General features: G+C 63.4%; 13 protein-coding genes. 7 read left to right on the forward strand and 6 right to left on the reverse strand.

The window, feature by feature from the left end; all coding sequences use genetic code 11:
- Window positions 1–411: 411 nt before the first annotated feature.
- Window positions 412–1,371, reverse strand: coding sequence for a M42 family metallopeptidase (locus tag HRF45_12265; protein MEP0767296.1), 960 nt, complete (start codon window positions 1,369–1,371; stop codon window positions 412–414).
- Window positions 1,372–1,708: 337 nt separating this feature from the next.
- The gene (locus tag HRF45_12270) at window positions 1,709–2,557 is read right to left on the reverse strand and encodes a hypothetical protein (protein MEP0767297.1); all 849 of its coding nucleotides are present in this window, start codon (window positions 2,555–2,557) and stop codon (window positions 1,709–1,711) included.
- 222 nt (window positions 2,558–2,779) lie between these two features.
- Here HRF45_12270 and HRF45_12275 point away from each other — a divergent pair, with 222 nt between their 5' ends.
- The 7 genes from HRF45_12275 (at window position 2,780) to HRF45_12305 (ending at window position 9,574) form a co-directional block, all read left to right on the forward strand.
- A complete protein-coding gene (locus HRF45_12275; protein MEP0767298.1) occupies window positions 2,780–3,424 on the forward strand; it encodes a PEP-CTERM sorting domain-containing protein in 645 nt (214 codons plus the stop codon).
- Between the two features lie 249 nt (window positions 3,425–3,673).
- Entirely contained in the window at window positions 3,674–5,128 is a 1,455-nt protein-coding gene (locus tag HRF45_12280) for a hypothetical protein (GenBank protein ID MEP0767299.1), read from the forward strand.
- A gap of 150 nt (window positions 5,129–5,278) precedes the next feature.
- Complete coding sequence (locus tag HRF45_12285; protein ID MEP0767300.1) at window positions 5,279–5,827, forward strand: DUF177 domain-containing protein; 549 nt, start codon at window positions 5,279–5,281, stop codon at window positions 5,825–5,827.
- A 24-nt stretch (window positions 5,828–5,851) separates the two neighbouring features.
- Window positions 5,852–6,091: a 50S ribosomal protein L32 gene (gene rpmF, locus HRF45_12290; protein ID MEP0767301.1), complete on the forward strand. Its 240-nt coding sequence runs from the start codon at window positions 5,852–5,854 to the stop codon at window positions 6,089–6,091.
- The gene (plsX, locus tag HRF45_12295; protein ID MEP0767302.1) at window positions 6,088–7,092 is read left to right on the forward strand and encodes a phosphate acyltransferase PlsX; all 1,005 of its coding nucleotides are present in this window, start codon (window positions 6,088–6,090) and stop codon (window positions 7,090–7,092) included. Before rpmF ends, plsX begins: the two co-directional genes overlap by 4 nt.
- On the forward strand, window positions 7,085–8,068 hold the full coding sequence (locus HRF45_12300) for a ketoacyl-ACP synthase III (protein MEP0767303.1): 984 nt from the start codon (window positions 7,085–7,087) through the stop codon (window positions 8,066–8,068). The genes plsX and HRF45_12300 overlap by 8 nt, the downstream gene beginning before the upstream one ends.
- 6 nt (window positions 8,069–8,074) lie before the next feature.
- Complete coding sequence (locus HRF45_12305) at window positions 8,075–9,574, forward strand: hypothetical protein (protein MEP0767304.1); 1,500 nt, start codon at window positions 8,075–8,077, stop codon at window positions 9,572–9,574.
- An 8-nt stretch (window positions 9,575–9,582) separates the two neighbouring features.
- Here HRF45_12305 and HRF45_12310 read toward each other — a convergent pair whose 3' ends face one another.
- The 4 genes from HRF45_12310 to HRF45_12325 form a co-directional block, all read right to left on the reverse strand.
- Window positions 9,583–10,155 (reverse strand): PEP-CTERM sorting domain-containing protein, encoded by a 573-nt coding sequence (locus tag HRF45_12310; GenBank protein ID MEP0767305.1) that lies wholly within the window; start codon window positions 10,153–10,155, stop codon window positions 9,583–9,585.
- Window positions 10,149–10,928 carry a hypothetical protein gene (locus HRF45_12315; GenBank protein MEP0767306.1) on the reverse strand — a complete coding sequence of 260 codons (780 nt, stop codon included), beginning with the start codon at window positions 10,926–10,928 and terminating at the stop codon, window positions 10,149–10,151. The genes HRF45_12310 and HRF45_12315 overlap by 7 nt, the downstream gene beginning before the upstream one ends.
- Before the next feature lie 65 nt (window positions 10,929–10,993).
- Complete coding sequence (locus HRF45_12320) at window positions 10,994–12,475, reverse strand: hypothetical protein (protein MEP0767307.1); 1,482 nt, start codon at window positions 12,473–12,475, stop codon at window positions 10,994–10,996.
- A gap of 448 nt (window positions 12,476–12,923) precedes the next feature.
- Window positions 12,924–13,184 (reverse strand): hypothetical protein, encoded by a 261-nt coding sequence (locus HRF45_12325; GenBank protein MEP0767308.1) that lies wholly within the window; start codon window positions 13,182–13,184, stop codon window positions 12,924–12,926.
- Between the last annotated feature and the right edge of the window lie 49 nt (window positions 13,185–13,233).

A 13,233-nucleotide genomic window follows, 5' to 3' on the forward strand; every position in this document is an offset into this window, starting at 1 on the left:
CCTGAGCCTCGAGCTCCGCCGAGCGGCCACGGTGAGAGCCGCTTCGTCCATCGTGCCCTTCTCTGGGCCAATAGACCAAGTGATGAAACTAAACATGGCCCACCACTCGCACGGATTAGTATGCGACGGTATTGTATCACGGCTCCTGACCGCTGTCAGGATTTCGCGAGGGGGGGACTAGGGCTTAAGCCCCAATAATCCTGGCGTAGACTTGGCGCGGCCGGTTGTGCCCATTGCCACTAGATTCCGTCGCCACGCATCGGCATGTGCGTTCGCCCCGCCGTCGTGTTTCGACAGTGGCGCGGATCAGGGGTTCCGAATCGCGGTGCCCGTGGACGTGTTCAGGTAAGGCAGCCAGCGCACCTGCAGGATGCGGTCGAGGTCCATCAGTGCGTCTTTGGCGGAGCTCGCCTATAGCGCGTAATCCCCCGTATGCGCGTCGGAGATGTAGGCGGAGAGGAGGTCAACGGCGGCCTGCACGTCCGAGGCGTGCACCATCTCGTTCACGGTGTGGATGTAGCGGGTTGGCACGGACAGAGTGATACTCGCGATTCCCGCCCGTGAGCGCTGGATGGCCCCGGCGTCCGTTCCACCCCGCGGAAGCACCTCCATTTGGTGCGGGATACCCTTCTTCTCCGCGATGCAGCGGAAGTGCTCCACCAGCTTTGGATTGCAGATGAGCGACCCGTCCATGATCTTGATCGCCGCGCCCGCGCCGAGTTTCGTCACCGCATCCTGCTCGGGTGGTCCGGGGAAGTCGTTGGCGATGGTCACGTCGAGCGCGACTCCGATATCGGGCTGGATGTGGTAGGCGGCGGTCTCGGCACCGCGCAACCCAACCTCTTCCTGCACGGTGGCAACGGCGTACACATCCACCTTGTGCTTCTTCACCGCGCGCACTGCCTCGACCATCACGTAGACTCCGACGCGGTCGTCCATGCACTTGCAGGTGAAGCAGTCGCCGCACTGCTCCATCTTTCGGTCCATGGTCACCATGTCGCCCACGCGGACCTTCTCCTTTACCGTGTCGGCGGGCAATCCGAGGTCCACGAAGAAGGTGTCGAGCTGCGGGGCCTGCGCCTTTTCGGCGTCGGTGAGCATGTGCACGGGCTTGGAGCCGTAGGCGAGCACGCCGGGCAGCGTGTCGCCGTTCGACGTGGTCACCACCACACGCTGGGCGAAGAGCTGCCTCGGGTCGAAACCTCCTAGGGGCTGAAGGCGAACGAAGCCTTTGTCGTCCACGAACTTGACGATGAAGCCGATTTCGTCCATGTGCGCGGCGATCATGAGGCGCTTCTTGCCGTCCCCCTTCTTAACGCACACCACGTTGCCCATGGTGTCCGTGGTCACCTCGTCCACCAACGGCTCCATTTCTTTGCGGACGATCTCGCGGATGGCCTCTTCCCTACCCGGGATACCCCGTGCCTCCACCAACGTTCGCAGCAGCTCGACGTTCACACCGTTCACCTCCAGGCAACGAGGATTCGGCGGCCGACCCCCCGTCCCTGCGGTGGCAGCCCGGAAGCAAGGGCGCGGCACGTGCGGGCACGTTGGTGACTCGTGGCGATGGCATCCCTCTATCCGAGGGCGGATGGAGGGATGGGTGGTCGCACACCTCGAGAGCGCGAGCAGGCTCGCGCCTACTCCGCGCCAATGCCATGTGAGCGGCGGGACGCCGGAACCACGGGTACCACGCGCCCTGCGGGCGCTAGCTGCCTGAGGCGGCCTTCGCCTTCTGAAGGGTGAGGATCGCTTGCTGGGCACCTTCGGGGGTCAGGATCTCCCGAAGGAGAGACTCCACGCGCTCCCTCATCCCCTCGTCACCGAGGCGATCGCGAGCAAGTTGCTCTATCGCACCCTGGACCTGGTTATCGGGTAGCTTACGGTAGTACTCCAAGCGCTCCATCGCGCGAGCCCTAGCACCCTCGAACATTCCGCGGAACTGGTCGCGCTGGCGACCCCGATCTCCTCCGCCTAGCAGCCCCTCGATCTCGCCACGGACCATGCGCATCTCACCCCGCATGAACTCCATTACCGCCATCTGCGAGAAGCGCGGCCACTCGGCATCGGGAACGCTGCGGATGCGGCCCATCAGTTCGACGGCCTCCTGACGGTCCTCCGGACGGATGGCCACTTGGTCGAATTGAGCCTTGGTCAAGATGTCCACGGAGCTTCGGATGGCTTCGTCAATCGCGCTCTCGCGCTGCTCGGCGAGTTGGTCGAGCCGTGCTTTCCACTCATCGAGCCTCTGCAGCTGTTGCTGTGTGTACTTCAGCCCGGACACCGCGTACTTGAGGAAGTCGTCTGCGCGGCTGCGCTCGCGCTCGTACAGGCTCTGCAGGGACTTGTCGTAGTCCTGTCGGGCGCGCTCGATGAGGGCTGCCTTGGACGCGAGCTTCTCGAGCTGCAGTGCAGTCGGATTCAGCGGTACGAGGCGACCCAATACCTGTGCTGCACCGAACGCAGTCTTAGCATCCCACTGCGTGGTCTGACTCCAGGTGCCCGAGACGGCCGCAAGGGCGACCGTGACCCACATGGCCTGTGCATGAACTCGCATCTTCTTCCTCCTAACGGCGTGATGTCGCGTGGCAACGGTACCCGATCGGAAAGGCGGGCGGGCCGGAGGCGCATAACCTCTCTACCTCTGACGTCAGAGCCCGGTAGAAGTTCGGCTGGCAGGCTCGTAAAGAAAAGTGCCCGGTCGGTGCCCTGACCGGGAGGAGGAGCCAGGGTAAGTGGCGAAGACGACCACATACTTTGTCTTGAAAGGGGTGCGGTCATGAAGCACGTTGCGTTTCTTGCCATGCTTTGCGTTTGCTTTCCCAGTCCCAGCCGCGCCCAAGACCCTACCGTGCCGGTTCTAGGCGGGCCGCTCGTGTACGCCGCCGGCTACATTGACCAGACCCTGCCTGTCGCCTCGTTCGAGCTGAACTACGTGCTCGACATCAGCCCGGCGGCAAGCTTCGCGTCCTACTCGGAGAGTTGGGCTTGGGAGTCGGAATTCGTAGCTTCCGGACCCAACCAGGATGTAACCCATCGGTACGCTTCACTCCCTGATAGCTTCTACACGGCGACTCCGACCTCATTGACCGAGTGGGAAGCCACCCCTTGGGCTGGCTGGACGTACCTGGGTAGCATGGGCCCCTTGCGGTGGATGCAGCCATCCAGTACCCAGATTGACATAGACCTCGGCCTGGGCGACGGGGTGAACTTCACCTACATCAACACGTTGGGGAGCGACTGGATCGGAAACGGAACCTTCACGATCGCGGGGACCCCGTGGCTGGTGGAAGGCACGGTTCGCGCTATGACCATCGACGTTCGCATCGGGCGGTTGGCGTTCACTCCCGTTCCAGAGCCGTCCATGCTGCTCGCCATCGGCAGCGGCGTCCTCCTTATTGCTTGCCGTCTACGGCGAGGATAGACGTCGGGTACTCTGCATGCGTCCGGGGCGCCTTGGCAAGAGGCGCCCCGGAGCTCATGTTGCAGCATTCGGCGGGAGTATAGGTTGGTAAGCAATCTATCGATCCGCAAATTCCCCAGGCACCTTTGCCGGTTCCATAGGATCCAGGCAGAAGCCCGTCCCTTCCGCTTCCGATAATCCAAGGCGAGCCGTGTGAGTCGCGGTCGCCCGCGACCGTCGGCCATCAAGGAAGAGTGAGGGCAAACCGAGTTGAGCTTGCGTATCAACACCAACATCGCGGCGATGAACGCGCTGAGAAACCTCGGGACCACGGACGAGGCGATGGGGCGCACCATCGAGCGCCTTTCCACCGGACTCAGGATCAACCGAGGAGGAGACGACCCGGCGGGTCTCATCCACTCGGAGAGCCTACGTGCTCAGATACTGGGCCTCGAGCAGGCGGTCAAGAACTCGCAAGACGCGATCAACATGGTCAAGACCGCGGAGGCCGCACTCAACGAGGTCGCCACCCTGTTGCGAGGCACGCGCAATCTGGCCATTCACGCGCTCAACCGCGGAGTGGTAGACGATGTCCAGCTACGCGCGGACCAGGAGCAGATTCGGTCCACGATCATGAGCCTCAATCGGATTGCCGATGTGACCGCCTTCTCCGGGAAAAAGCTGTTCGACGGAACAGCCGGCGTGTCTGCGGCGGTTGTGAACTCCACGAACATCGCAGGCATCAACATTGGCAGCCTCTTTGGTGGCAGCCAAGTGGCAAGTGGCTCCATCACTGCGGCACTGGTCACTTCGGCCACACGCGCGACGCAGACCCTCACCACCACCTACGGCAGTCTGTCCAGCCTGGTTTCCGCGGGAACACTGGTGCTCAATGGCTACTCGATTCAGTCGAATGGCACTCAGACGCTGCAAGAGATATTGAACAGGATTAACGACCTGTCGGGGAATACAGGCGTTACGGCACAAGTAATCACGGCCAATGGCTCTTCCGTAGTTCAGCTCACTAACGTTACGTATGGCTCGAATTTCGGCATCACCCTCTACGACACGTCGAACCTGCTGATGAACTCTGGCACTGTGACCACGGCTGTCGGGACCGACGCCGTAGTGAGCGTAACGGTTCTCACCAGCCAGGGTGTGACTTCAGCACTGTTCACGGGCGGGCGAGGAAGCAGAGATTCCGGGCTACGGGTTAGCGATGGCGCAGGCAACGTCATAGTTTTGACCGAAGCTGGGAACACTGGCCTGGCGACCACAGGTGCGCTGATCGGAGCGCTGACCGCGGGCAGCGTCGCTTTCCAGGTGGGTGCGAACGCCGGGGAGCAGATGCGGCTCGCTCTCACCGACCTGCATGCCGCCAATCTCGGCACGGGGGTCGTGCCGGGCCGCAGCTTCGCCGACATAGACCTGACCACCGAACAGGGTGCGCAGGATGCCCTTGCCATCATTGACGCGGCCATTGAGCAGATCAGTACCCTGCGGGGACAGATTGGCAGCTTCCAGAGGGACGTGCTGGAAAGCAACGTACGCTCGCTCACCACTGCTAGGGAGAACCTGACTGCAACCGAGTCGAGCATCCGTGATGCGGACATCGCCTCGGAGATCACGGAGTTCACGAAGCTGCAGATCCTGACTCAATCCGGCATGGCAGTCTTGGCGCAGGCCAACCAGACTCCTCAGGCTGTACTACAACTACTCCGGTAGGCTGGATCGGGTACCGTTCGGTAGCGGCCCTGCCCATCTGGGGCGGGGCCGCAGGCTTTGCAGTACGTTTGGCGGCCCTTAGTGTATAATCGCCGCGTTCACGTGGCCGTATCGTGGGGGCGCGTGTGTTCGTTGACGAGGAGAGATTCCGTGGACCGCAGCCGATTGCTCGACCTGAACGAAGTGGTACAGCATCCCGGGCGGAGCGTGGAGTTCGACGTCTTGCTGGACGGGATTGACGAGCCCGAGGTCGCGCTGGCAAGCCCAATCGGCGGGGTCTTACGCGCTCGGTGCGACGGGCGAGTGCTTCTTCTTCAGGGCGACTTCCACACCACCGTTGTAATGGAGTGCGTGCGCTGCACGACCGATGTCGAGATGCCGATGGAATTCGCCGTGGAGGAGTCCTACCCGATTTCCGGCACTCCTGGGGCTTTGTCGCACGCTGGAGCAGCATACGTGGACGATACCGAGGAGCCGTTTCCTCTCTTCGTAGAGAATCGGCTGAAGATCGAGGAGCTGATACGTCAGGTTTTGTTGGTCGAGTTGCCGACACATCCGCTGTGCTCTGCCGGATGCCTCGGTCTGTGCGAACACTGCGGAGCCAACCTGAACGAGAGTCCGTGCAAGTGCGCTTCGGATGCCGACACTCCGGCTTTCCGCGCACTTGCCGAAGAGTGGTCAAAGACTGAACCGGCGTGAACTCACACGCCACGAGGGAACCTTATGCCAAACCCTAAGAGAAAGCATTCGCACGCCCGGTCCGCGAAACGCAGGACCCACTATTCGCTGTCGGCACCCAACCCATCTCCGATCAGTTTCCATTGTGCGCGCGCTGACTGTCCCGAGGTACTTCCGCCTCATACCGCCTGCCCCATCTGCGGTATGTATAGGGGAAGAGCGGTTGCGGTCAAGGAGATTCGCAGCCGCAGCAAAACCTCCAAGCAAACTTCTGAGAGCGCATGAGGCTTGCGATCGATGCGATGGGTGGAGACCATGCCCCTCGCGAGGTCGTTAGCGGGGTCCTGGCAGCGGCGTCCAATGTTGCCGGCGAGTTGATCCTCGTCGGCCAACCGTCCCTAATCCAGGAGCACCTGCCGAGGTCCGTTCCCAGCAACGTGCACATTCACCCGGCGGCCGAGGTTGTCACCATGCACGAGAGCCCGATGGATGCTGTGCGGCGGAAGCGTGACAGCTCGCTTGCCGTTGCGGTGAAGTTGGTGGAGGAGGGCGAGTGTGACGGCGTCGTCTCGGCCGGAAACACGGGCGCAGCCACTGCGCTGGCCAAGCTGCGGTGGAAGAGCATTCCCGGAGTACATCGTCCAGCCATCGCCACACAAATACCGTCCAGCAAAGGCAAGTTCGTTCTGCTGGACAGCGGAGCTACCGTAGACTGCTCCGCTGCCGACCTGCTGGACTTTGCGATCATGGGCTCGGCTTATGCAACCGCGGTGATGGGAATACGAGAGCCGAAGGTCGGCCTCCTGAACATCGGTGAGGAACCCGGCAAAGGCAATGCACTTACCAAGAAGGCGCACGAACTGCTCGGCAGACACCTGGACACGTTCATCGGCAACGTGGAGGGAAAGCACCTATTCTCGGGCAAGGTGGACGTAGTGGTGTGCGATGCGTTCGTCGGAAACGTCGTGCTAAAGACCGGCGAGGCCGTGGCGGAGATGATCATGAGCATGATCAAGGACTCACTGCCGAAGAACTTCCTACTACGCCTCCCTCTGCCGCTTCTCCTTGGAGGGTTGGTGGGGCTGAAGCGGAATCTCGACTACTCGGAGTACGGCGGAGCGCCTTTGCTCGGGGTGAACGGGGTGTTCATCATCTGCCACGGGAGGTCCGACTCCCGCGCCATCTGCAACGCAGTGCTACAGGCCGAAGCAGCCGTGAAAAACGGCTTGATTGATAGGATTGGATCTATGGTGACCTCTATGCAATTGGAAACTACGCATGCCTAAGCGCGCCGTCTTCTGCGGCCTCGGGGCAGGCATCCCGGACCGCGTGCTGAGCAACGCGGACCTCGAGAAGTTGGTGGACACGTCGGACGAGTGGATTATGGCTCGCACCGGCATCAAGGAGCGGCGGATCGCCTCGCCAGGCGAGGAGAGTTCGGTGCTGTGCATCCGTGCTGCCAAGGAGGCGCTCGAACAGGCCGAAATGGACCCGCAAGAGGTGGACCTGATCGTGCTGGGGACGGTCACGGGCGAAACCACCTTCCCTTCCACGGCCTGCCGTGTGCAACGTGGCCTCGGCATCGAGCGATGCACTGCATTCGACATCGGCGCGGCTTGCGCGGGATTCGTGTTCGGAGGAGCGATCGCCTCGAGCTTGTTCAACATGGGCACGCACCGAACAGCGTTGGTCATCGGTGTCGAGTTGCTGTCCAAAATCACGGACTACGCCGATCGGAGCACATGCGTGCTGTTCGGCGATGGCGCCGGAGCTGCGGTGTTGCGAGCAGAGGAAGGGGAACGCGGCATCCTGGCAAGCTGCCTCCTGACGGACGGCTCGGGCGCCGATCTGATTCAGTTGTCCTACGGCCTACCCCGCAAGCACCTGGAAGGTGCGCTAGAAACACCCATCCACGGCACGATAACCATGGAGGGGCAAGAAGTGTTCCGTTTCGCGGTCAAGGCTCTTGCCGATGCTTGCTTCCGCAGTCTCGAAATGGCAGGGCTCACACCCGCCGATGTAGACCTGTTCGTTCCACACCAGGCCAATCTCCGAATCATTCGATCCTCCATGGAGAAGCTCGAGCTGGACGAGGACCGTGTCTTTCTCAACATCGAGAAGTACGGGAACACCTCATCGGCATCCATTCCTATCGCACTGTGGGAGGCGGAGCGCGCGGGCCGGATCAAACGGGGGGACATCGTACTAACGGTCGGCTTCGGCGCCGGCCTCGCTTGGGGGGCGAACGTCATCCGCTGGTGACCTGACATGAGCCTTCTCGGCCTCGACGTGGGCACAACCGGGGCAAAGGCAATCGTGTTCGCTGAGGACGGCAGGGCTCTCGGCGCCGGCTATCGCGAGTACCCACTATTGCAGCCGCAGCCCGGCTGGGCGGAGCTGGACCCCGAGCTAGTCTGGCGCGCGGTGTGCGAGGCGGTGCGACAGGCTGTCTCGTTAGCAGGTAGCTCTGATCCGGTGCAGGCACTTGCCGTCAGCAGTCAGGGTGAGGCGGTCGTGCCGGTGGACGAGCAAACGCGGCCCCTGGCTAACAGCGCGGTGTCCTTCTGCACCCGGACGATGGGCTACGAGCGAATGTGGGAAGGGCGTCTCTCGGAGCGAGACCTCTACCAGATCACCGGACAGAAGCTCTCGCACATCTACACCGCGATGAAGCTGATGTGGCTCCGCGATCACGAGCCCGGCGCTTTCAGAGAGGCCCGGCGGTTCCTGTGCTACGGGGACTACGTCCTGGCCCGTATGGGCGGGGAGCCTGCGATTGACTTCAGCAACGCGGCGCGCACCTTCTGCTTCGACGTGCGCCGGGCGTGCTGGTCGGACGAGGTGCTCGAGGGCACCGGAATCGACCCCGACCGACTTGCACACCCCCTGCCGTGCGGAACACCCGTCGGCACGATCGCCAAGGAAGTGGCTGTGGATCTGCGGCTGCCGGACGATACCGTCCTCGTGGTCGGCGCACACGACCAGCCTGCGGGCGCGCTGGGGGCAGGGGTGGTCGCGGTGGGAATGGCCGTGGACTCCATCGGCACCGTCGAGTGCCTCACGGCCGCCTCCGACCGGCTGGTGCTGAACGACGCGGCGTTCGCCTCCGGCTTTCCCTGCTATGCACATGCAGTGCCCAGTCGCTACGTGAGCCTGGCATGGGTGTTCTCGGGTGGTTCCATCCTGCGCTGGTTTCGGGACACGCTGTGCCGAGGCGTGGTGGCGGAGGCTGATGCAGTAGGAGCAGACCCTTACGACCTGCTGCTGAGCGATGCGCCCGACGGTCCGTCCGAGGTCCTGCTCCTTCCCTACTTCGCCGGTTCGGCGACTCCGAACTACGACTCGAATGCGAAGGGCGCCATCGTCGGGCTGACGCTTTCGACGACGCGAGGCGAGTTGGTCAAGGCTGCCCTGGACGGCATCTCCTATGAGATGCGGCTGCTGCTCGACCTGTGGGACGGCGCGGGGATCCCGGTCGAGCGGGTACGAGCGGTCGGCGGCGGGGCGCGCAGCGCGCTGTGGCTTCAACAGAAGGCGGACGTGTACGAGCGGCCCGTGGCACGGGTCAACGTGGCGGATGCCGCGTGCCTGGGCATGGCGCTCGCTGCGGGCTCGGCGTGCGGAGCGTACGACAGCATGGAGGAAGCAGCCGAAGCCGTGGTGCGGGAGACAGAGGTCTTCGAGCCCCGACCCGCGTTCAGCGCGCGGTACTCTGAAACCCGCGAACGCTACTCCCGCCTCTACCGAGCGGTCAGACCCCTAACGTAAGCCACGCCTCACCCGGTGCCGCGTCTCTTGCGCCGCCGGCACGCGAGTACCAGTGCTGCGACCCCGAGGCCAACCCCACCCCCCGGCTCCGGGATGGGGGTAGACAGCCAGAGGGTCATCAGGCCGTTCGGATTCAGGCTGTACCACAAGACATGTCCCTCCTTGCCGATGGCCAGAGCTGCAGCCGGAAGGGAATGAAGCCGCCCCAGCGCGTCGGCACTCAGGTCGAAGTCGTTGACGAATACGTGGTTGATGTCGTTCGTCAGGGATCCGCTTCCGCCCCACAACGCATGCCCGTAGGCGTCCATGCCTCGTGGTATGTTAATGCTGTGCGTCTCTCCGATGGTGAGCGGCTTGATGTCTCGGTCGTTCAGGAAGATGCCGAAGTACTCGCCGTCTATGCCTCCTCGCCAGAACACGTCCCCCGTCTCCGACACCATGGGGTAGTAGCTCCACGTATAGGTGCGGTCGCCGAAGAGCTGCGCACCCACATCGCGCTCGTTCATCATCAGGCGATTTCGCCAGGCATCCCGATCGTGGAGGATCCAGAGCACGTTGCCGTTTCGAGTCACGTTCAGCACGCTGATCCCGCGATTAGCGAGAAGGCCCTGAGGAGTGATGTTCCGGTCATTGAGGAAGAGCTGCCAGTTGTAGCTCTCCACGCCTCCGAAGTTGTCACCGCAGCCGCTCCAAGCAACCAGCCCGTTGTCGTTGATGATGGCAGTGTTCGCGTAGTCGTTCGTCCCGAGGATCGGCTCGGAGAGGGGCGTGTCGTTGATGTAGAGGCGACCCGCAAAAGCCCAAGGCGAACCAACAACGTACCCCCCCAGATGAGGTTACCATTCGGGGAGATTCGCCCCCCGTAGTTGTCAAGAGGCAGGCCTTGACCGATCCGGGTCGTGCCGTAGTAGAACCGGTCCTGCCACTGCGTGAAGGTCCGAGACCACACCGGTCTACCCTCGACATCCACGTCACTGACGTACACGTCACCGTCGAGGCTGGGAGCTTCCACCTCCGCGAAGTAGTCCCTGCCGTCCCCTATCACGTGGTACGTGGTCCCGGTCCTCGCTGCAAACGCCACCTTGCCACTCCGCCCGATAACTCCCCGCCCGCCCACGCTGGGAACCGAGAAGTAGAGGGCGTTCAGGTCTGTGCGGTATAGGTAAGTGTGCTGTATGGGGCTTGCCATCCTACTAGCCATGTAGATTGGAACGCCATCGTCGCTGATGCTTGCGCTGTGAGTGCCGGTCGCTAAGTTCGTAACGTCATTGAACAGCACCTCGTGCTGCCAGTGTATCTGCGGCAGTGCGCGGCAGCAGCAAAGAAGGAACAGGGCTGGGGCGATCGGTTTCATAAGGTCATCCTTTCACGGCTCGATCGTGCGGGCCGCACCAGCGGCCCGCACGATGTCATTGGAGCCTACGGCCCCCAGTACGCCCGAACCTGTCCGTTCGCGGTGATGATCACAAGAGCGCCCGCACGGCCCATTGCGGGGTCGTGCCTAGGGATGTTCTGCCCGACGCTGGGCATCGGGTAGGACCATTGCGCGAACGGAGACGTTGCCCACAGCCGTCCCGTGCGGGTGACGAACATCACCCATGGGCCGCTGCTGCGGTAGATCGTGCCCGAATCCACCTCGTCGGTGTCGTAGGGCAGGGCCTTCAGGTACTTCGCAGTAGCGTCCGGCTCGTTCACGCCCGGGGGCGTCTTGTCCTCCACGCGGATGAGCGAGGGCTTGCCTGTGGCCGAGCCCGCGTCCATCGTCGCAAAGAACAAGGCCGGCTTGCCTCCGCCGTCTGCACAGGGATTCGCCAGGAACTTGCCGAGGGGCCGATCTTGAAGCGGAGGAGTGCGCACCTCGCGCGTCAGCCAGTTCCACGGCGGGTCCAGCCTGGGCCAACGGGTCTCCCCGTAGGGGGTCTGCCCCTGGCTGCTGTAGTCCCTCACCGCATACAGCCCGCTCTCGTTCGGCTCGTGCGTCCAGTACTCGGTCTGGAAGCGAGAAGTGAAGTAGAACCCATAGTACACGCGGTCGTTGGCCGTCGTGATGGGCCACGTCTCGCAGGCGTGCGTCTCAAAGGCGGCAGCAGGGGGATTGTAGACCCAGCGGGGGCCGCTAATCGGGAACTGAGGGTCGTCGAACCACTGCTCGAGCTTGCCGTCGAGAGTGGTGGCGTAGATCGCGGGCCAGTACGACTCGGGGGACCCGCCAGGGACGCTGCCTATGCCCAGTTCGTTGAACGCCGGCTGGCTGACGATACGGCCCGTTGCAGCGAGTGCCCAGTGAGGCTGCGCGTCGTTGCCCGGTGAGTAGTAGGTGCTGAACGCCATCATGTGGGCGGGACCGTCTCCGCCCCCGTTGTCCCTCGCGACGTACACGCGGTAGCCGCTCCAACTGGAGCCCGACTTCTCGCCGTAGGGTGCATACAGGGGTGGAGCGAGCGCGCTCGACGAGCCGTTCGCGAGATTCACCGACTTCCACAGCCGCTGGCCGTCGCTGAGCCGCAGGCACTGCAGCCGAAGCGACAGCGTGCCGCCGGAGCCCGCGCGCGTGCACACGTAGAGAGCGGGGATGTCCTCCAGCCCGTACCGAGCCTTAGCCAGCACAGGCGTCCCGGAGGCCAACGTGATCGGGTCGTTGGGGTCCGCACGAAGGTCCGTCGCCCACTGAGGCGAGCCGAGGGGCGCGAAGGTCCCGGACTGGATGTCGTAGTCAATGCGCCAGCAGTAGATCTTGCCGTCGTCCGCACCGAAGAACACGTCGTACTCGTAGGGCTCCTCGCCCGAGCCGCCTTCCGGCTCGCCGATAACGACGCCGGTGATCGCCTTAACGCCTTCCGGGGGTGTAAGGGTCCACTTGAGGGAAGCGGGGGTGTACGAGGGGGCTACGATGCTGTCCACGCGTCCTGTGTGATGCCAGTCGTGCCCGCCCATCGGCCACTGGCCGTGGAGCTGGGCGTTACCGGGGGTCAGGAGGAGGGTTGCCCCCCCCCGCCAGCGTAATCAAGGTCGCAATCCGAGATTGCATTTCTGCTATTCACCTTCCAGATAGGGATGGCCGGCCCGGCCCACCCCCGCGCAGGCTGCAGCGAGCCGCCTATAGTACAGACGAGCATACGATATCACAAAGTTCGCCGATCCGCAACTCTCCGCCCGGTTTTTCTCCACGAGCGCGATTACTTAGCTAGGCTAGGTCCGTCGGGTAGTGACCCTACGCCCTTACCAGGTCAAGGGGGAGGCTCTGCGTTGCACTTCGCCCGTGGCTTCGCCGTACCGACGATCGCCTAGACCGGCGGGACGCCGTAAGTTCGCCGTCCCGGCGATGCCTCCGTCCGGCGGGACGCCGGAATTACGTCGGTCGTCCTCCCCGGCGGCGACGCGCCAGTAGGAGCAGCGCGGGGGCTACCAGTGCCGCACCCCCCGGCTCCGGGACGGGGGAGGAGAGGTAGAGGGACCACTTGAGCGTGGCGGGGTCGGCCACCGTCCAGAGCACGTCGCCTCGGTCGTTCAGGTCGCACACCCGAACGCCGCTGTAGTTCGTCACTCCCACCCCGGCGATCAGGTTCACGTCGTTGACGAAGAGGTCGTTCCAGCAGTGCGAGCCGATCACGCGCGCGTCCTAATGGGTGGCACGTGGCACGGGCGTCCCGCCCGTGTGA

It is taken from the genome of Fimbriimonadia bacterium, assembly GCA_039961735.1.
GTDB lineage: Bacteria > Armatimonadota > Fimbriimonadia > Fimbriimonadales > JABRVX01 > JABRVX01.

Bases quoted from the DNA above. Each gene is read 5' to 3' on its own strand.
- HRF45_12270 (MEP0767297.1), bottom strand. From the start codon at position 2,557: ATGCGAGTTCATGCACAGGCCATGTGGGTCACGGTCGCCCTTGCGGCC.
- HRF45_12300 (MEP0767303.1), top strand. From the start codon at position 7,085: ATGCCTAAGCGCGCCGTCTTCTGCGGCCTCGGGGCAGGCATCCCGGAC.
- HRF45_12265 (MEP0767296.1), bottom strand. From the start codon at position 1,371: ATGGAGCCGTTGGTGGACGAGGTGACCACGGACACCATGGGCAACGTG.
- HRF45_12315 (MEP0767306.1), bottom strand. From the start codon at position 10,928: ATGAAACCGATCGCCCCAGCCCTGTTCCTTCTTTGCTGCTGCCGCGCA.
- HRF45_12275 (MEP0767298.1), top strand. From the start codon at position 2,780: ATGAAGCACGTTGCGTTTCTTGCCATGCTTTGCGTTTGCTTTCCCAGT.
- plsX (MEP0767302.1), top strand. From the start codon at position 6,088: ATGAGGCTTGCGATCGATGCGATGGGTGGAGACCATGCCCCTCGCGAG.
- rpmF (MEP0767301.1), top strand. From the start codon at position 5,852: ATGCCAAACCCTAAGAGAAAGCATTCGCACGCCCGGTCCGCGAAACGC.
- HRF45_12305 (MEP0767304.1), top strand. From the start codon at position 8,075: ATGAGCCTTCTCGGCCTCGACGTGGGCACAACCGGGGCAAAGGCAATC.